This window comes from Streptomyces sp. NPDC050315, from assembly GCF_040655775.1.
GTDB lineage: Bacteria > Actinomycetota > Actinomycetes > Streptomycetales > Streptomycetaceae > Streptomyces.
Genome location: NZ_JBFAKN010000004.1, coordinates 783,505 through 801,714, shown reverse-complemented (window position 1 = coordinate 801,714; position 18,210 = coordinate 783,505). Strand labels below are relative to the sequence as shown.

The window sequence follows — 18,210 nt, the reverse complement described above, 5'->3', positions numbered from 1 at the left end:
CCGCCCGCTGCCGTTTCCGGTGCCGTTGTCGCTGTGGTTTCCGGCGCCGTTTCTGGGCGCGCCGTACGCGTCCGTACAGTGATCCGGTGGGCAACAAAGGTGAGGGGCGCGGCGGGCGCCGGGAGAGCGGTGCCGGGAACGGTGCCGGTGCCGGCGCCGAGGAGACCGTGGCACGCGTACTGGGCGCCGTCCGGTACGCCGCGGACGGCCGGCCCGCCGAGGACGCCGTCGAGGCCGGAGCCTCGGCGCTGAGCGCGGACCCGGCAGGCCCCGAGGCCGTGAGCCGCGCCCTGCTGACCGCGGCAGCCGCCACCGTGCGCGGCTGCTGGGAGGGCGGCTGGCACCCCGCCGACCTGGTACGTCTCGTACGGCGTGCGGGTACGGCGCCCGAGCTCGCCGCCGCTCTCGTCGCCGACCTCATCGCCGCCGAGCTCCGCCGCTACCCCGCCGAGGAACTCCCGCCGCGCTGGCCAGCCCAGCTGCGCGAGGCGGGCGCCGAGGTCTGGTGGCCGGACGACGGCGGTTACCCGGACGCGCTGGCCCGGCGCCGCCGCACCACCCGCTTCGATGCGCTCTGTGCCGTACTGGAGGTACTGCGCATCCTCGGCCGGCTGCCCCGCGTCACGCCGACGGGGCCGATGCCGGGGGCGCGGGCGACGGGTACGGCCTACGCCGGGGCGCGCCCGACCGGTACGGCTTACGCGGGTGCGCGCCCGGCCTCCGAGCCGCGTGTCCTCGGCCGTATCCGTGGACTGCTCGCCAAGGCCGAGTCCACCGCCTTCCCCGAGGAGGCCGAGGCGCTCTCCGCGAAGGCCCAGGAGCTGATGGCCCGGCACAGCGTCTCCGAGGCGCTGCTCGCGGGCGCCGCGCCCGCCGACGGCCCGGAGGCCTTGCGCATCGGCGTCGAGGGCCCGTACGAGAACGCCAAGGCGCTGCTCCTGGACGCGGTGGCCACCGCCAACCGCTGCCAGGCCGTCTGGTCGCCCGACGCGGCCTTCACCACCCTCGTCGGCTTCGCGCCGGACCTGGACGCCGCCGAACTCCTCTACACCTCCCTCCTCGTCCAGGCCACCACCGCCATGAACCGCGCGGCGGACACGCACCACAGGCGCGGCGGCAAGTCCCGCCGCACGAAGGACTTCCGCCAGTCCTTCCTCGCCGGATACGCGTCCCGCATCCGCGAGCGGCTGTTGGACGCGGCCGACCACGTCACCGCCGAGGCCACAGAGGAGGCCCCCGACCTCCTGCCGGTACTGGCCGCCCGCGACCTCGCGGTCCAGGAACGGACCGGCGCGCTCTTCCCGGAGACCACGGCCGTACGAATGCGGGGCGTACGGGACGCGGAGGGCCTCCACCAGGGCGCGGCGGCCGCGGACCGGGCCCGGCTGGATCGTGGCGGGCGGTAGGGCCGCCACCTCCTCATAGGGCGTCAACTACCCCACTGGTAACGTCACTTACATGTCGATGTCCCGGATCAACACCGCGGTCGCACACAACGCCCGGGTCTGGAACCACTGGCTCGGCGGCAAGGACAACTACGCCATCGACCGCGAGGTCGGCGATCACATCACCGGCCTGTACCCGAGCATCGGCGAAGTGGCCCGCGCCGACCGGGCGTTCCTCGGCCGCGCCGTGCGCCACCTCGCGGGCGAGGCCGGCATCCGCCAGTTCCTCGACATCGGCACCGGCCTGCCCACCGCCGACAACACCCACGAGGTCGCCCAGCGCGTCGCGCCCGACTCCCACGTGGTCTACGTCGACAACGACCCCATCGTCCTCACCCACGCCCGCGCGCTGCTCACCAGCGTCCCGGGCGGCGCCACCGACTACATCGACGCGGACGCGAACGACCCGGACGCGATCCTGCACGCGGCCGCCCGAACCCTGGACCTGGGCCGACCCGTCGCGATCATGCTCCTGGGCATCCTCAACTTCATCGTCGACACCACGCAGGCACAGCGGACCGTGGACCGGCTGCTCGCCGCCCTACCGTCCGGCAGCCACCTCGTCCTCACCCACCCCACCCTCGAACTGGGCGGCGAGGGCAACGCCGAGGCCATGCGCTTCTGGAACGAGAATGCCACCCCGCCCATCACCGCCCGCACCGGCGCGGAGATCGCCCGCTTCGCCGCGGGCCTGGACCTGCTCCCGCCCGGCCTGGTCTCCTGCACCCGCTGGCGCCCGGACCCCGCCCCGGACGGCAGCCCCGCCGAACCCCCGCAGATAGCCCAGTACGCCCTGGTGGCCCGCAAGCCCTGAGAACTCATCCCCCTGATTCTCTTCCCCCTTCCCTCCTTTCCCTCCCTTGACCCCGGGCGTTGACGGCCTGGTGTCACCGGGCGTTGAGCGGGCACACCAAGGAAACGCACCCGACAAGTGATCAAGTGATCAGCCGGCGCGGCCACGGCAGTTCCGGGCCCGCCGCCGGCGCGGAGAGGAGCAGCGGTGGCCAGGACGCTCGTGATGGTCGGTGCCGGGCCGGGGCGGGGCATGGGGGTGGCCCGCGCGTTCGGGCGCCACGGCTTCCGGGTCGGGCTCGTCGCCCGTACGAAGGACCGGCTGGACGCCCAGGTCGCCGAGCTGGCCGGACTGGGCATCCCCGCCGCCGCGTTCCCCGCGGACATCCGCGACCGCGACGCGCTGGCCGTCGCGCTCGCGCAGGCGACCGAGACCCTGGGCCCGCCCGACGTACTGGACTACGCCCCCGGCCCCTCCGGCCCGGTCACCCACGCCACCCAGACCACCGCCGCCTCCGCGGCCGCCCAGCTCGACCTGTACGTCCGGGGCGCGATCACGGCCGTGGGCCAGGTCCTCCCGGACATGCTCGCGCGCGGCTCCGGCACCTTCCTGATCACCACCGGCCCCGCCGCGACCACCCCCACCCCCTCCCACGCCAACGAGGGCCTGGCCATGGCCGCCCTCCACCACTACGCCCGCGCCCTCCACACCGAACTGACCCCCCAGGGCATCCACGTGGCCGCAGTCACCCTGACGGCCCCACCAACTTCCCCGACCACAGCAGACACAATCGGCGCGGCCTACTACGACCTGCACGAACGCCGCACCCCGGCCGAAGCGGTGATCGGCCCAACGGGCGTGCTCGCGCCGAGCCGCCAGGACATGGAGGGCGGCGGCACTGATAGCGGCAGGTGACCGTGGTGCGAGAGACGTGCCAGTGGCGACGCTACAGCGCGTCGAAAGGCGGCACGATTCGGACGATGACGATCAGCGGTTCACGCGGTGCCACCAGGAAGTAGAACCAGCCGCCGAGGGCGTCCATGCGGCGCAGTCCGCCAGGTCGGGCCGACGCTACGGCCTACTAGGCGACGAACCGCTGGAGCGGCGCCAGGTCAGAGCCCTGCCGGGACTGGTCGGCGGCCTGGTCCAGCAACAGTGGCGGGGGGCTGGGGGATGAGCGGTTGCCCGGCGGCGGAGGTGGTCATGGCTGCTCCCATGGGCGCGATTGATCCCGTGCGTCAGCGTATCGGCGACGAGCGCTCGTCCACCGCTCGAACGAGTGAGGGAGAAGCGATACCTCAGCCGTCCGCCTGAGCTACCCCCACCGGGCAGGACACCCCCGTGCCGCCGATGCCGCAGTAACCTGCCGGGTTTTTGTCGAGGTACTGCTGGTGGTAGGGCTCGGCGGCGTAGAAGGGGCCTGCGGGGAGGAGTTCGGTGGTGATGGTGCCGTGGCCGGAGGCCGTGAGGACCTTCTGGTAGGCGTCGCGGGAGGCCTCGGCGGCCTGGGCCTGGGCGGGGGAGTGGGTGTAGATCGCGGAGCGGTACTGCGTGCCGACGTCGTTGCCCTGGCGGAAGCCCTGGGTGGGGTCGTGGGACTCCCAGAAGACCTTGAGGAGGGCGGCGTAGGAGACCTTCGAGGGGTCGAAGACGACGCGGACCGCTTCCGTGTGGCCGGTGTGGCCGGTGCAGACCTCTTCGTACGTGGGGTTCGGGGTGTGGCCGCCCTGGTAACCGACGAGGGTCGTCCATACGCCGTCGGTCTGCCAGAACTTGCGCTCGGCGCCCCAGAAGCAGCCCAGCCCGAAGTCGGCGACCTCCAGGCCCTCCGGGTACGGGCCGAGCAGGGCGTTGCCGAGGACGGTGTGGCGGTCGGGGACCGTGAACTCCGGCTCGGGGCGGCCCTTCAGCGCCTCGTCGGCGGTGGGGAGGTGGTTCTTGAAGCGGGAGAACAGCATCGTGATCAGGCTCCGGAGGGACGAAGGACGGGGAGGAGGGGACGAGGGGACGAGGGGACGAGGGGACGAGGGGACGAGGGGGAGGAAGGACGGGGGCGGTGGGCGGCCAGGGGGCGGCGATCGGTGAACGTCCTGGAGGCGTCCGGAATTCCGGTCAGAACGGGGGGCGGTCCGGGGGCAGGGTCGCGGGGGTGCCGCCCTGGGACTCCCAGCCGGCGACGGCGAGGGCGCGGTACGTGGCGTACGCGGCGGCCGGCTGCGGGTGGTACGACCACGGCACCGCGCCGACATGGCCGTCCACCAGGCGCAGCTGCTCCATGGCCTCGGCGTACCGCTCCGCCTGCACGAGGAACCAGACGAGCAGGTGGCGGACGTGCGGCGCCACCGGATGGCCGGCCGGCGCCTGCCGCAGCGCGTAGTGCGCGCCCTCTATGGCGCGCTCCACGACCGCGCTCTGGAAGAGGCTGCGGACCATGTTGGCGTCGGGCAGGTGGTCGTACACCGAGAAGAGCGGGAGGGCGGGGAGGAGCGAATCGGCGGGCGCGCCGCCGGCCGCGCGCTCGGTGAACGCGTCGGCGTCCTCCTTGGAGCCGTGCCACTTCTCCGACCAGTACGGCAGGGCCGCGAGGTGCGCGCCCATGTGGTGCGGGGCGCGCTGGGTCACCTTGGACCAGAGCTCTTCGTAATCGGGGCGGCGGTCGCCGAGGCCGCGGGCCACGGCCAGTTCGATGATGTACGGGACCGGGCTGCCGGGGGCGAGGAGGGCCGCCTCGCCGCAGACCGTGCGGGCCTCCTCCAGGATCATGCGGAAGTCCTGCGAGCCGGGGTCGCGCAGGGCCTGGATCACCAGGAACTGCGCGTGCGTCTGGGCGCCGCCGGAGTCCTTGGGCTTCTCGGAGCGCCACGTGCGCAGCCAGATGCCGCCCGGGGAGCCGCCCGGTGCTTCGGAGTGCGGGCCCGGCGCGCCGTCCTGGCCGGGCGCCGACGCGAACGCCGCGGCGCCCGCCAGCGACTGCACGCGCTGCCAGCGCCGCTCGTCGCCCTCGGGGGTGCCGGCCAGCAGCTGGGACGCCGGCCGCCAGTCCTGTGTGCGGGCGATCTCCGCCAGCGCCTCCGTCAGCTCCGGGTCGGGCCCGGGCAGCCGCGGGTCCAGTTGCTCGGCGGGGACGAAGCCGTACCCGGCCATGGGGTCGGCGACCGACGCCAGGCCCCGGCCGGCCTGCTGGAGCGCGCGCCGGCGCCGCCGCAGGGGGTAGCCGATCAGCCCCGCGATCGAGAGGAGGACGATAAGGGCGAGCAGGGCGGTCAGTACGTCCATGAGCAGTCAGTCGTTTCCAGGTCGGTGGGGCCGGTGCGTGGATCGGTCGGGCGGGTGAGGACGGTTGCGTCGGTCGGTCGGACCGGCCGCGTCGCGCGGATGCGGCACGGTGCCACGGTGTCTTGTTCTCTTTCCACTCTCCAGCGAAGCAGAAAGTTCCAGGGCGCGTGCAAGCCTGTGGACGACTACCCTCGTCAGCCATGAGTGATCAGCGCGGACAGCGCCACCAGCACTTCGAGACTCTCGCCATTCACGCAGGTCAGGAGGCCGACCAGGCCACTGGCGCGGTATCGGTGCCCATCTACCAGGTTTCCACGTACAAGCAGGACGGCGTGGGCGGGCTGCGCGGCGGTTACGAGTACAGCCGCAGCGCCAACCCGACCCGGACGGCCCTGGAGGAGAACCTCGCCGCCCTGGACGGCGGCCGCCGCGGCCTCGCCTTCGCCTCCGGCCTCGCCGCCGAGGACTGCCTGCTGCGCACCCTGCTCGTCCCGGGCGACCACGTCGTCATCCCCGACGACGCGTACGGCGGCACGTTCCGCCTGTTCGCCAAGGTCGCCGAGCGGTGGGGCGTGGAGTGGTCGGTCGCCTCCTCCTCGGACCCGCGGGCCGTACGGGAAGCGGTCCGGCCGCGTACGAAGGCGATCTGGGTCGAGACGCCCAGCAACCCGCTGCTCGGCATCACCGACATCGCGGCCCTCGCCGACGTCGCGCGCACCGCCGGTGCGAAGCTCGTCGTCGACAACACCTTCGCCAGTCCCTACCTCCAGCAGCCGCTCGCGCTCGGCGCCGACGTGGTCGTGTACTCGACGACCAAGTACATGGGCGGCCACTCGGACGTGGTGGGCGGCGCGCTGGTCGTCGACGACGACGCGCTGGGCGAGGAGCTGGCCTTCCACCAGAACGCGATGGGCGCGATCGCCGGGCCGTTCGACGCCTGGCTGGTGATGCGCGGCATCAAGACGCTCGCCGTACGGATGGACCGGCACAGCGCCAACGCGGCGCGGATCGCGGAGCTGCTGGCCGCGCACCCGAAGGTGACCAAGGTGTACTACCCGGGGCTGCCGGACCACCCCGGCCACGAGACCGCCGCCAAGCAGATGCGGTCCTTCGGGGGCATGGTGTCCTTCCAGGTCGCGGGCGGGGAGCAGGCCGCGGTGGACGTCTGCGACCGGGCGCAGCTGTTCACGCTGGGCGAGTCGCTGGGCGGCGTGGAGTCGCTGATCGAGCACCCGGGCCGGATGACGCACGCCTCGGCGGCGGGCTCCGCGCTGGAGGTACCGGCCGACCTGGTCCGCCTCTCGGTCGGCATCGAGTCCGTCGACGACCTCCTCGCGGACCTGACACAGGCGCTGGGCTAGGCGGTACCTGTACTCCGGGGCGCCGCCCCGCGTGCGGCGGCGCCCGGCCGGGCTCGGCGGGGTCGGGTCACCACCCCTCCAACGGGGGCGTCGTCCGTGTCGGTGGCGGCATCCACGGCTGTTGGATGACGGCCCAGTACGTGAATGCCACGGCCGCCAGTAACAGCAGCAGCCAGCCGGCCCATTCCAGTCGGCGGCGCCGCAGCAGTAGCCGGCGTCCGCGCGCGGCGGCCCGCAGCGCGAGGTCGGGCGGGACGAGGGGGTGCGGCCCGTCGAGCATCCGCCGCACCTCGGCCTCCTTGCGGTCGGGCGGACTCATGACGCCACCGCGCCGGCCGCGACGTGCGGGCTCATGACGCCACCGTCCGTGGCCCGGCGTCGTGCCCGGTGCTGCGCATTTCCGCGATCGCGTGCAGGCACAGTGCGTGTACGCGCTCGACGGGCAGGCCCAGTAGCGCCGCGGTCTGTTCCTCGGCGACGCCCTCGTACAGGCGCAGGACGAGAATCAGCCGTTCCTGTGGGGCGAGCCGGTCCAGCAGGCCGCCGCGCGGGCGTCGGTGGCGCCATGCCGTACGGGCGAAATGACCGGCCAGCTCCTGGCGGGTGCGGTCGTAGGGGTCCTCGCCGCGCAGCCGGTCCCAGGAGGCGTACGTACGGGACAGCGCGGCGGTCAGCAGCTCTTCGGCGGCGGGGGCCGGGGCGCCGGACGGTTCTCCGGTCAGCAGGGTGGCCGTGTGCAGGAGCCGGCCCGCCGCGCCCGCCACGAAGGCTTCGAATTCCTGGGCGCGGCGGTGCTCCAGTGCTGCCCGTCGCTCTCGCACAGCGCCTCCCGGGCCTCCCGGCTCGCGGGCCCCGCGGCCCGGCCATGGCTCCATGGCACGGCAGCGCGGGCAGGAGGTCAAGAGCCGTGCGGCAGGCGGTACGACCCGTAAAGCCGCGCCCGGGGCCCTAGGACGCCGGCGCCCCCGGGGACAGCGACGCCGTCACCGTCGAGAGCGACGAGTTGAAGCGGGTCAGGAGCGTGGTGAAGGCGTTGCGCTCCTCCTCGCTCCACTCCTCCGTGACCAGCGCCATCAGCTCGCGGCGCGAGGCGCGTACCTCCTCCAGGCGGGCCCGGCCGCGCTCGGAGAGCTGCAGGACGACCGCGCGCCCGTCCTCCGGGTGCGAGGCGCGGGTGACCAGGCCCGCGTCGACCAGCGGCGCGACCTGGCGGGTGACCGTGGAGGAGTCGATGCCCATGCCGGCGGCCAGGGCCTTGACGCCCATCGCGCCCTCCTGGTCGAGCCGGTTGAGCAGCAGGTAGGCGGCGCGGTCCATGGAGTTGCGCGCCTGCCCGACCCCGCCGAGCCGACTCTGCTCGGCACGTCGGGCGAAGACGGCCACTTGATGTTGCAGCGCGTCAAGAAGAGCGGGGTCGGTGTGGGTCGTCATGTCCGAAGAGGTGGGCATGGCCGGTTGCTCGCTTCATGGGGGTGCGTACGGATTGGGGGACAGAGTACGCGGCCCGCGCGGGGACCGTACCGGCGCTGACCAAAGATGTACGGCTGCGGGGCGGCTCTCCGGGCCGCGGGGGCCCGCGGCGGCGGGAGCTGTAAGACTGGCGCCATGGCCGATCACACGCCGCAGATGCCCGCTTCCGCCGCTTCCGGGACCACCGGTCCCGCGGCGGCCGCCGCCGCTCCGCGGGCCACCGCAGACGCAGGGGTGCTTCCCGCCGTCACGCTTGACGACATCGTCGGAGCGCAGAAGCTGCTGTCCGGGGTGAGCCGGTCCACCGCCATGGAGGGCAGCCGTTACCTGTCCGGGCTGGTGGGCGCGCCGGTGCACTTCAAGTGCGAGAACCTCCAGCGCACCGGCTCGTTCAAGATCCGCGGCGCGTATGTGCGGATCGCCGGGCTGTCGGCGGAGGAACGTTCCTGCGGAGTGGTGGCGGCGAGCGCCGGCAACCACGCGCAGGGCGTCGCGCTGGCGGCCTCCCTGCTGGGCGTCCGGTCGACGGTCTTCATGCCGGAAGGGGCACCGCTGCCCAAGGTCGCCGCGACCCGCGACTACGGCGCCGAGGTGCGGCTGCACGGTCAGGTCGTCGACGAGACGCTGGCCGCCGCGCAGGAGTACGCCCGTAAGACGGGCGCGGTCTTCATCCACCCCTTCGACCACCGCGACATCATCGCCGGGCAGGGCACCGTCGGCCTGGAGATCCTGGAGCAGTGCCCCGAGGTCCGCACGATTGTCGTCGGCATTGGGGGCGGCGGGCTCGCCGCGGGCGTCGCGGTCGCCGTGAAGGCGGTCCGTCCCGACGTGCGGATCATCGGCGTCCAGGCGGCGGGCGCCGCCGCGTACCCGCCCTCGCTGGCCGCCGGGCGCCCGGTCTCGATCGATTCGCCGGCCACGATGGCGGACGGCATCAAGGTCGGACGGCCGGGCGACGTGCCGTTCGGGATCATCGGCGAGCTGGTCGACGAGGTCCGTACGGTCTCCGAGGACGCGCTCTCCAGCGCCCTGCTGCTCTGCCTGGAGCGGGCGAAGATGGTCGTCGAGCCGGCCGGCGCGAGCCCGGTCGCGGCGCTGCTCTCCGAGCCGGAGACCTTCCAGGGGCCGGTGGTCGCGGTGCTCTCCGGCGGCAACGTCGACCCGCTGCTCACCCAGCGCATCCTGCGCCACGGCATGGCCGCGGCCGGCCGCTACCTGTCGCTGCGGCTGCGCCTGACGGACCGCCCGGGCGCGCTCGCGACGCTGCTGGGCGTGCTGTCCGAGGCGGACGCCAATGTGCTCGACGTGAGCCACGTACGGACCGATCCGCGACTCGGCATCACGGAGGCCGAGGTCGAACTGCACCTGGAGACGCAGGGGCCGGAGCACTGCACGGAGGTCGGCACGGCGCTCAGCGAGGCGGGGTACACGGTCATCGCCTGACCGCACGCCAAGACGCGACATACATTGCTGCGGCCGGTGTCCCTTGGGGGCATCGGCCGCTGGCATGAGTACGCGAGAGAGTGCGGGCGTCGCGCGGCTATCGCGATGTATCGCGTTTCGGTGTAACATCCGGGGAACGGTCACCGAAAGACGTGCCGGAACGGTCCCCTCCTGTGGCGCAATCGTGGCGTCCTGTGACGCCGGCCGCCCGCTGGGCGGGTCGGCGTCCGCTGAGCGGGTGAAGTCCGGCAAACGTAAGATTTCCCTCGAAACCCAACCCCGGGAGTGCCTAGATGCCAGGCGCTATTCACGCCGAGGGTCTCGTGAAGACCTTCGGCGAAGTCAGGGCTCTGGACGGCGTCGACCTCGACGTCCCCGAAGGAACCGTCCTCGGTCTGCTCGGCCCGAACGGCGCCGGCAAGACCACCACCGTCCGGGTCCTGACGACCCTGCTGCGGCCCGACCGCGGCACGGCGGAGGTGGCCGGGATCGACGTACTGAAACACCCCAACGAAGTGCGCCGCGCGATCGGCCTGTCCGGCCAGTTCGCTGCCGTGGACGAGTACTTGACCGGCCGCGAGAACCTCACCATGGTCGGCCGGCTGTACCAGATGGGCGCGAAGGCGGCGAAGGCGCGGGCCGGCGAACTGCTCGACCGCTTCCACCTCGCCGACGCGGGCGACCGGCCCGCGAAGACGTACTCCGGCGGCATGCGGCGCCGCCTCGACCTGGCCGCGGCGCTGGTCGTCAGCCCGCCCGTGATGTTCATGGACGAGCCGACCACCGGCCTCGATCCGCGCAACCGCCAGCAGCTGTGGGACGTCATCCAGGAGCTGGTCGCGGGCGGTACGACGCTGCTGCTCACCACCCAGTACCTCGAAGAGGCCGACCATCTCGCGCACGACATCTGCGTCGTCGACCACGGCCGGGTCATCGCCCGCGGCACGTCCGACCAGCTCAAGGCGCAGACCGGCGGCGAACGCGTCGAGGTCGTCGTGCACACGCCCGAGCAGCTGAGCACGGCCGACGAGGTGCTGCGCGGCTTCGGCAAGGGCGGGACCAAGGTCGAGCCGCACACCCGCAGAATCACCGTGCCGGTCAGCGGCGGCGCGAAGCTGCTCGCCGAGGTCATCCGCGAGCTGGACACCCGGGCCGTCGAGATCGACGACATCGGGCTGCGCCGGCCGACCCTGGACGACGTCTTCATCTCGCTGACCGGCCACGCGGCCGAGACGCCGGCCGAAGAGGAGGAGGACGCATGAGCGTCATCACGGAGGCGTCCCGGCGGGCCGGTGCGCCGCAGCCGGGCGGCATCGGACGGTCCGTACGGGACTCGCTCGTGGTCGCCCAGCGCAACCTCATCAGAATGCTGCGCATCCCGGAGGTGGTGATCTTCGGCCTGGTGCAGCCGATCATGTTCGTCGTGCTGTTCAGCTACGTCTTCGGCGGCGCGATCCAGCTCCCGGGACAGCAGGGCCCGATCGACCCCGAGCAGTACCGCGCCTTCCTGATGGCGGGCATCTTCGCGCAGACGGTCACCTTCGCCACGGCGGGTGCGGGCGCGGGCATCGCGGACGACATGCACAAGGGCCTGATCGACCGCTTCCGGTCGCTGCCGATGGCCCGCGGCGCGGTCCTCACCGGGCGCACCCTCGCCGACCTCGTACAGACCGCGCTCACCCTCGTCGTCATCGCGGGCGTCGCGCTGATCATCGGCTGGCGCACGCACGAGAACTTCGGGAAGGTACTGGCCGGATTCGGCCTGCTGCTCCTGCTCGGGTACGCCTTCTCGTGGATCGGCGCGCTGATCGGGCTGTCCGTGCGGACCCCGGAGGCGGCGACTTCCGGCGGGCTGATCTGGCTGTTCCCGCTGACCTTCGTCTCGAACGCGTTCGTGCCCTCGGACTCCATGCCGACGTTCCTGCGGCATCTCGCCGAGTGGAACCCGTTCAGCGCCACAGTGCAGGCCGCGCGCGACCTCTTCGGCAATCTGCCGCCCGGCTATCCGGTGCCGGACGCCTGGCCCATGCAGCACCCGGTCCTGGCCTCGGTGCTGTGGTCGGTCGTCATCATCGCGGTCTTCCGCACGCTGGCGGTACGGAAGTACCGGTCGGCGACGGCGTGAGGGGGCGCGTCGCGCGGCGCGTGGCGATACGTACGCGGGCGCGGCGCGCGGCGGGTGCGGGCACGTCCCGGCGCGGCGCGTGCGGGCACGGCGAAGGGCCCGGGTCTCTGCTCGACCCGGGCCCTTCGACGTCGTCGTGACGCGTTCGGCGTGGCCTCAGCCCGTGTAGGGCTTGGCCTCCAGGATCTTCACGGCCGCCTTCTTGCCGTTCGGCAGCTCGTACTCCGCGGTCTCGCCGATCTTCTTCCCGTTGACCCCGGTACCCAGCGGGGACTGCGGGGAGTAGGTCTCGATGTCCGAGCTCGCGTACTCCCGCGAAGCCAGCAGGAACGTCAGCGTGTCGTCCGGGTCTCCGTCGAACGCGATGGTGACGACCGTGCCGGGGGCCACGACACCGGCGGCGGCGGGCGCCTCGCCGACCTTCGCGGTTTCCAGCAGCTGCTTCAGCTGGCGCATGCGAAGGTCCTGCTTGCCCTGCTCTTCCTTGGCCGCGTGGTACCCGGCGTTCTCCTTCAGGTCACCTTCCTCGCGGGCCGCCGCGATCTTTTCGGTGATCTCGGCGCGTGCGGGACCAGACAGGTACTCCAGCTCGGCCTTGAGCTGGTCGTACGCCTCCTGGGTCAGCCAGGTGACGTTGTCGCTGGTCTGGGTCACAGGTGCTCCTCGTCGGTACTGGGGATAAATCAAACGCCCTACCAGGAAGGCTTGCGCCTTCTCGGGTGGGCGAAACCACGAGCCTAACAATTACGGCACAAAAGGGGGAGCGGTAAACCGCAAAAAACACGTCACCGCTGGTCAGGAAGGCCGGGAGGCGATTCCGGGCGAGTCCCGGAACGGGCGCCGGCCGCCGTCTCTCAGCTGCTTGCGCCCGGGGCGTCCGAGGTCGTACAGCCGACCAGTTCGGCGTTGGTCGCCCGGGCCGTCGTCCGGATCGTGATCACCGTGTCGACCTGGCCCTTCGCCTGATCGATCGGGACGTCCTTGCGGCCGACCTCGGCGCCGTCGGCGGACTGCGAGCGGAGCGTGCACACGCCCTTGGTACCGGGGTCCTTCACGACCTCCAGGTGCGCCTGCACCGTGGTGTCGGAGACGACCTTGTACGTGACCAGGCGGCCGCTGAGGTCCTGCCCGGTGATGTACGAGATCCCGAACCAGGCGATCATCGCGACCAGCGCGGCGCCCAGCACCGCGCCGATGACCTTGAGCTTGCGGTCGGCTCGCTCGTCGGCGGTACGGCCGTACCGTCCGTCGGGCAGTCCGTCGCGCACCGCGGCCATGATCTTCCTCCTGGTACGGGGGACCTGGAATTAATTGCCCCCTCGCTTCGGTCACTATAGAAGGCGTCGTTCAACGGCGTCCCATGACCCTTGACTGAGGATCGAGTCTTGACTGAGCAGCTGCGAATGATGGCGGTGCACGCCCACCCCGACGATGAGTCGAGCAAGGGCGCGGCCACCATGGCCAAGTACGTGTCCGAGGGGGTGGACGTGCTGGTCGCTACCTGCACCGGGGGAGAGCGCGGCGACATCCTCAATCCCAAGCTTCAGGGCGACCCGTACATCGAGGCGCACATCCACGAGGTGCGCAAGAAGGAGATGGACGAGGCCCGGGAGATCCTGGGCGTCAAGCAGGAGTGGCTGGGCTTCGTGGACTCCGGGCTGCCCGAGGGCGACCCGCTGCCGCCGCTGCCCGAGGGCTGCTTCGCGCTGCAGGACGTCGAGGCCGCGGCCGAGCCGCTGGTGAAGCTGATCCGTTCGTTCAAGCCGCAGGTCATCACGACGTACGACGAGAACGGCGGCTACCCGCACCCCGACCACATCATGACCCACAAGATCTCGATGGTGGCCTTCGAGGCGGCGGGTGACCCCACCAAGTACCCGGACGCGGGCGAGCCCTACCAGCCGCTGAAGCTCTACTACAACCAGGGCTTCAACCGCCCGCGCACGGTCGCGCTCCACGAGGCGCTGCTGGAGCGCGGCATGGAGTCGCCGTACGGCGAGTGGCTGGAGCGCTGGAAGTCCTTCGAGCGGGCCGAGCGCACGCTGACCACGTACATCCCGTGCGCGGACTACTTCGAGATCCGGGACAAGGCGCTGATCGCGCACGCCACGCAGATCGACCCCGACGGCGGGTGGTTCCGCGTCCCGATGGAGATCCAGAAGGAGGTCTGGCCCACGGAGGAGTACGAGCTCGCCAAGTCTCTGGTGGACACCTCCCTCCCCGAGGACGACCTCTTCGCGGGCATCCGCAACAATTGACCTCATGATGAGCGCGAACAGCACCCTCGCCATGACTCATCTCGTCCCCCTTGCCAAGGAGCTGGACGAGAACAAGGTGACCCCCGGAGTCCTTGGCTTCATCGTCTTCGCGGTCATCGGCGGCGCCGTCTGGCTGCTGATGAAGTCGATGAACAAGCACATGCGGAAGGTCGACTTCGAGGAGCAGCCGGACGCGGCCGCGGACGGCGCCGGTGATGGCGCCGGCGGCGGTGACGGGGCCGGCGGCGGTGACCGTGGCGATGGTCCGGAGCCGTCGGCCAAGAGCGCCGCGACCCCGGCCGCCCCGGGCAAGGGCGCTCCGAAGACCAGCTGAGGGGGGCGGGCGGTGGCCTTTGGTGGCTGCCGCCTGTCCGGTCCGGCAGGCGGCCGCGCCGCCCGGCCGGGCTTTTGCGCTGCCCGGCGCCGGGCGCGGGCAGCGGTCCGGGAGCCGGGGCAGCCGTCCGGGAGCCGGGGCAGCCCGGCCCTCACGCAGGCGTCGCCCGCAGTGGCCCCTTACGCGGGTGTCGCCCCCGGCCGGTCCGGCCCGGATATCGGCTCCAGTGGGACCCCCATGATTTCGCGGGCGTGGCGGGTCGGGACCATGCCCAGGCGCCAGGCCTGCCAGCCGGCCTCCGGCTCGACGCCGCGGTCCAGCAGTACGGCGTACGCCTCGGCGCAGTCCTCCAGCTTGGAGTCGCGGGCCGGGTGCGGGGAGCGCCGCAGCTCGGCCAGCTCCTCCTGGGCGACGGCCGTGCCCACCACCGAGCCGCCCGCCGAAGCCAGCGGCAGCAGCGTGCAGCGCAGGAAGCGGGCCCAGTCCTCGCCGCGCCGGTCGCCGTAGCCCGCGAAGATCTCCGCCGCCTCGTCGGCCAGCTCCAGGGCCTGCGCGCTCCGGCCGTTCCCCGCGTCGATGACCGCCAGCTCCAGGCAGGACCACGCCTCGCTGTGCGGCACCCCGATCCGCTGGAAGTCCCGGCGGGCGTCCTGCAGCAGCTGGCGCGCGAAGCCGCTGTTGCGCAGCGAACCGGTCTGCGCGGCCCGCAGATCACGGGTTATGCGCCCCGAATGATGCCGGGCGCACGCCAGGCCGTACGCGTCCTGCATCCGGCTGAACATCGTGCGCGCCCGGTCCAGCTGCCGCACGCCCCCGTCCTTGTCGCCGTCCTCCTCCAGGGCCTGGCCGAGGTAGTACAGCGTCCACGCCTCACCCCGCGCGTCCTCGTGCCGGCGGTGCAGCGGGAGGGCCTGGCGCAGCTGGTCCACCGCGGGGCCCGGGTCGCCGTCCACCAGCCGGGCCCGGGCCAGCTGGGTCATCGCCCACGCCTCGCCGCGCTCGTCCTGCGTGCGGCCGTACAGCTCCAGCGCCTCCTGGAGCTCGCGCTCGGCCCGCGGCACATCGCCCCCGCGCAGACACGCCTGGCCGAGCTGGAAGTGCGCCCACGCCTGACCGTGCACGCTCTCGCTCTCCCGGTGCAGCTCCAGCGCCTCGTCGAGCAGCGCGAACGCCTCGGCCAGCTGCGCGCGGTCCCGCTCCACCGCCGCCAGCGCATGCAGCGTCCACGCGCGGTCGCCGCGCATGGCGTCCCCGCTCTGCATGGCCAGCGCCTCTCGCAGCTTCGCCGCCGCCTCGGTGAGATTGCCCTGCTGCTGGAGGGTGATGCCCAGATCGCGCAGGGCGCGCGCCGCGCCCGCCGGATGCTCCGCCTCGAAGTACAGGTCGACCACCGAGGCCAGCGTCGTACGGGCCTTGTCCAGCTCGCCGAGCTGACGGGCAGCGACGCCGGTGCGCCACTGGACCGAGCGCGCCAGCAGGCCCTTGTCGGCGGCCTTCGTCAGCTCGTTCAGCTCGCCGAGCCGGTACAGGTCGCCGCGGAGCAGACAGTAGTCGGCGAGCGCGCCGAGGAGATGGGAGAGCGTGGCCTGGTCCACGTCCTGATCGGCGTGGCGCAGCGCCGCCGTGATGAAGCTGGTCTCGTCGTCCAGCCACTGCAGCGCCGCGTCCAGCGAGGTGAAGCCGTGCGAGCCGAAGTGGTGGGCGCGGGTGGAGGTGTTGCCGTCCACCAGGCGGATGACGGAGTCCGCGAGCTCGGCGTAGCTGCGCATCAGCCGCTCCTGCGCGGTGGACCGCTCGGTCGGGTCCTCCTCGTCCAGCAGCCGGGCGTGCGCGAAGCGGTGCACCAGGGAGTGCAGGCGATACCGGCTGCCGCGGACGTGCTCGACCAGCCCGGCCTCGGCCAGCCGGCCCAGCCGCCGCTCCGCTTCCTCCTCCTCGACGCCCAGCAGCGCCGCCGCCGCTGCCGCGCCCAGGCTGGCCCGGCCGACCAGCGCCAGCCTGCGCAGCAGCCGCCGCTCGGCGTCGGACTGGTCCGTGTACCGCAGCCACAGGGCCCGCTCCACGGCCGTCACCGGGCCGTACGCCGCCAGGTCCGCCGCCAGCGTGGCGGGGTCGCGCCGGTCCAGCGAGGAGCCCGCCACCCGCAGCGGCAGCGGCAGCCCCGCGCACAGCTCACCGATCCGGTCCAGGGCCTGCGGGTCGTACGGTCCGGCCGCGCCCTCCGCCCCGGTGCCGGTGGCGCGCAGCAGCTCCTCGACACCCGCGGAGTCCAGCGGACCCACCGGCAGCTGATGCACCCACGCCGGCAGCCCATCGGGCAGCTCCAGCGGCTCCCGCGCCGTGACCAGCACCAGGGACTCCGAGCGGTCCGGCACCAGCGTGCGGACCTGCTCCGGGTCGGTGGCGTCGTCGAGCAGGACCACCACCGGGAGGTTGGTCAGATGCTGGTGGTACAGCTCCGTCAGCCGCTTCACATGCTGCTCCGGCGAGGGCCGCTCACGGAACAGCAGCTGCTCGCGGGGCGCCCCGAGGCGATTCAGCAGGTGCAGCAGCGCGTCCCGGGTGGGCAGCGGAGTCTCGCCCGGGGTCTCGCCGCGCAGGTCCACCACGCACGCCCCGCGGAACTGGTCGCGCAGCTGCCGCGCGGCCCGCACCGCGAGCGCCGTCCGCCCCGAGCCCGGCTCGCCGTGCAGCACCACCACCGTCGGCTTGGTCTCCGTACTGGCGCGAGCGGCGTGCACCCACTGCGTGATCTGCGTCAGCTGGGACCGCCGTCCGGCGAACGGGCCCTGCGGGTCCGGGAGATGGTGGAAGGACTCGGCCAGCACCGACCGCCGGCGGGCCGCCGCGCTGCGGTCGCCGCCGCGCAACTGCGGCCCGCGCCCGCCCGTCCCGGCGCTCTTGTCGCTGCCCGCCCCGCCGTTCCGCGTCGACGCGGTCAGCATCCGCTGCTGGTCCAGGAACGGGCGGACGCCGCGCACCTCCAGGGCCGTCAGCCACTGCAGCCGCAGCTGCTCGGGGCCGCCCGGCTGGCCGCGCATCCCCGCCTGCTGGTGCGCGGCGGGCCAGTGACCCGCCGTCAGCTTCAGGACCGTCGCCGCGGCCCCCGCGACCGCGACCGCGGCCCCCGTGCCCAGCGCGGTCCCCGGGCCCGTGCCGTACGCAAGGTCAGCGGCGACGGCGGCGACCGCCGCGACCAGCGTGACCACCGCGGGCGTGCCCGTCTCCTTGCGGGTCAGCCGCTCCGTCAGCGGCCGGCGCGCGGCCGCCGCCTCGTCCAGCGCGCGCACATACGCGCCGTACTCCTCGGCGGCGCCGGCCGCCAGCCGGTCCAGCGCGTCGCGGGCCCTGCCGAGCAGGACGCCCCCGTCGACGCGCCCGCCCGAGCGGCGTACCTCTTCCTCCACCGCGCGCGCCAACAGCGCGTCCGCATCCGCGCGATGGGCCTCGCGCAGCACAGCCGGTGAGCCCGTCATCTGGATCCCCCTCCAGCGATGATCGCTTCGTACGCCCAGTCTTCCGTCTCCCCGCCGAATCCGGCAGCCCTGTGGATAACTCGGCCCGGACGTGTCACACGGGCCGTAAAACGCCCGCCGTGCCGGGGTATTGCGGGCCCCGGCGGATCCGCCACGCACGCCCCGACCCGAGCAGGCTGGTGAGAGCCGCCGCCACAGCGGCCCGCCTCGGCGTCATCGGCCCTCGGCC

The 18,210-nt window shown here is 72.9% G+C and carries 17 protein-coding genes; 9 read left to right on the top strand and 8 right to left on the bottom strand.

The genetic code is table 11. The features are described 5' to 3' along the window. Window positions 1–86: 86 nt before the first annotated feature. The 3 genes from AB0I82_RS18830 to AB0I82_RS18820 all read left to right on the top strand — a co-directional run bounded on the left by AB0I82_RS18830 (window position 87) and on the right by AB0I82_RS18820 (window position 3,153). Window positions 87–1,406 carry a DUF2786 domain-containing protein gene (locus tag AB0I82_RS18830; protein WP_363258362.1) on the top strand — a complete coding sequence of 440 codons (1,320 nt, stop codon included), beginning with the start codon at window positions 87–89 and terminating at the stop codon, window positions 1,404–1,406. A gap of 52 nt (window positions 1,407–1,458) precedes the next feature. Further along, a complete protein-coding gene (locus AB0I82_RS18825; RefSeq protein WP_363258360.1) occupies window positions 1,459–2,259 on the top strand; it encodes an SAM-dependent methyltransferase in 801 nt (266 codons plus the stop codon). Between the two features lie 186 nt (window positions 2,260–2,445). Next, on the top strand, window positions 2,446–3,153 hold the full coding sequence (locus AB0I82_RS18820) for an SDR family NAD(P)-dependent oxidoreductase (protein ID WP_363258359.1): 708 nt from the start codon (window positions 2,446–2,448) through the stop codon (window positions 3,151–3,153). A 383-nt stretch (window positions 3,154–3,536) separates the two neighbouring features. Here the strand turns inward: AB0I82_RS18820 and msrA are convergent, their stop codons facing one another. Both msrA and AB0I82_RS18810 read right to left on the bottom strand, forming a co-directional pair. After that, on the bottom strand, window positions 3,537–4,196 hold the full coding sequence (gene msrA, locus AB0I82_RS18815) for a peptide-methionine (S)-S-oxide reductase MsrA (protein ID WP_363258358.1): 660 nt from the start codon (window positions 4,194–4,196) through the stop codon (window positions 3,537–3,539). A 154-nt stretch (window positions 4,197–4,350) separates the two neighbouring features. Then, a complete protein-coding gene (locus AB0I82_RS18810) occupies window positions 4,351–5,514 on the bottom strand; it encodes a hypothetical protein (protein WP_363258357.1) in 1,164 nt (387 codons plus the stop codon). Window positions 5,515–5,714: 200 nt separating this feature from the next. Between AB0I82_RS18810 and AB0I82_RS18805 the strand changes: the two genes are divergently transcribed. Continuing rightward, window positions 5,715–6,875 carry a cystathionine gamma-synthase gene (locus AB0I82_RS18805; protein ID WP_363258356.1) on the top strand — a complete coding sequence of 387 codons (1,161 nt, stop codon included), beginning with the start codon at window positions 5,715–5,717 and terminating at the stop codon, window positions 6,873–6,875. A 67-nt stretch (window positions 6,876–6,942) separates the two neighbouring features. On the opposite strand, the gene AB0I82_RS18800 is transcribed toward AB0I82_RS18805, so the two are convergent. From AB0I82_RS18800 to AB0I82_RS18790, 3 genes are all read right to left on the bottom strand, one after another. After that, window positions 6,943–7,194, bottom strand: a complete 252-nt coding sequence (locus AB0I82_RS18800; RefSeq protein WP_363258355.1) for a hypothetical protein — start codon at window positions 7,192–7,194, stop codon at window positions 6,943–6,945. Between the two features lie 31 nt (window positions 7,195–7,225). Beyond that, complete coding sequence (locus AB0I82_RS18795; protein ID WP_363258354.1) at window positions 7,226–7,696, bottom strand: sigma factor-like helix-turn-helix DNA-binding protein; 471 nt, start codon at window positions 7,694–7,696, stop codon at window positions 7,226–7,228. 127 nt (window positions 7,697–7,823) lie between these two features. Further along, on the bottom strand, window positions 7,824–8,324 hold the full coding sequence (locus AB0I82_RS18790; RefSeq protein WP_363258352.1) for a MarR family transcriptional regulator: 501 nt from the start codon (window positions 8,322–8,324) through the stop codon (window positions 7,824–7,826). A gap of 177 nt (window positions 8,325–8,501) precedes the next feature. Here AB0I82_RS18790 and ilvA point away from each other — a divergent pair, with 177 nt between their 5' ends. The 3 genes from ilvA (at window position 8,502) to AB0I82_RS18775 (ending at window position 11,913) form a co-directional block, all read left to right on the top strand. Beyond that, window positions 8,502–9,788 carry a threonine ammonia-lyase gene (gene ilvA, locus AB0I82_RS18785; protein WP_363258428.1) on the top strand — a complete coding sequence of 429 codons (1,287 nt, stop codon included), beginning with the start codon at window positions 8,502–8,504 and terminating at the stop codon, window positions 9,786–9,788. 293 nt (window positions 9,789–10,081) lie between these two features. Then, window positions 10,082–11,050: an ATP-binding cassette domain-containing protein gene (locus AB0I82_RS18780; protein ID WP_363258351.1), complete on the top strand. Its 969-nt coding sequence runs from the start codon at window positions 10,082–10,084 to the stop codon at window positions 11,048–11,050. Then, the gene (locus AB0I82_RS18775; RefSeq protein ID WP_363258350.1) at window positions 11,047–11,913 is read left to right on the top strand and encodes an ABC transporter permease; all 867 of its coding nucleotides are present in this window, start codon (window positions 11,047–11,049) and stop codon (window positions 11,911–11,913) included. Before AB0I82_RS18780 ends, AB0I82_RS18775 begins: the two co-directional genes overlap by 4 nt. 156 nt (window positions 11,914–12,069) lie before the next feature. Here the strand turns inward: AB0I82_RS18775 and greA are convergent, their stop codons facing one another. Together greA and AB0I82_RS18765 are read right to left on the bottom strand one after the other, a co-directional pair. Further along, the gene (greA, locus tag AB0I82_RS18770) at window positions 12,070–12,567 is read right to left on the bottom strand and encodes a transcription elongation factor GreA (RefSeq protein ID WP_031062407.1); all 498 of its coding nucleotides are present in this window, start codon (window positions 12,565–12,567) and stop codon (window positions 12,070–12,072) included. A gap of 200 nt (window positions 12,568–12,767) precedes the next feature. Beyond that, the gene (locus tag AB0I82_RS18765; RefSeq protein ID WP_363258349.1) at window positions 12,768–13,190 is read right to left on the bottom strand and encodes a DUF4307 domain-containing protein; all 423 of its coding nucleotides are present in this window, start codon (window positions 13,188–13,190) and stop codon (window positions 12,768–12,770) included. A gap of 108 nt (window positions 13,191–13,298) precedes the next feature. Between AB0I82_RS18765 and mca the strand changes: the two genes are divergently transcribed. Both mca and AB0I82_RS18755 read left to right on the top strand, forming a co-directional pair. Then, a complete protein-coding gene (mca, locus tag AB0I82_RS18760) occupies window positions 13,299–14,171 on the top strand; it encodes a mycothiol conjugate amidase Mca (protein WP_363258348.1) in 873 nt (290 codons plus the stop codon). A gap of 4 nt (window positions 14,172–14,175) precedes the next feature. Then, complete coding sequence (locus tag AB0I82_RS18755) at window positions 14,176–14,505, top strand: hypothetical protein (RefSeq protein WP_363258347.1); 330 nt, start codon at window positions 14,176–14,178, stop codon at window positions 14,503–14,505. Between the two features lie 179 nt (window positions 14,506–14,684). On the opposite strand, the gene AB0I82_RS18750 is transcribed toward AB0I82_RS18755, so the two are convergent. After that, window positions 14,685–17,981 carry a tetratricopeptide repeat protein gene (locus AB0I82_RS18750; protein ID WP_363258346.1) on the bottom strand — a complete coding sequence of 1,099 codons (3,297 nt, stop codon included), beginning with the start codon at window positions 17,979–17,981 and terminating at the stop codon, window positions 14,685–14,687. Between the last annotated feature and the right edge of the window lie 229 nt (window positions 17,982–18,210).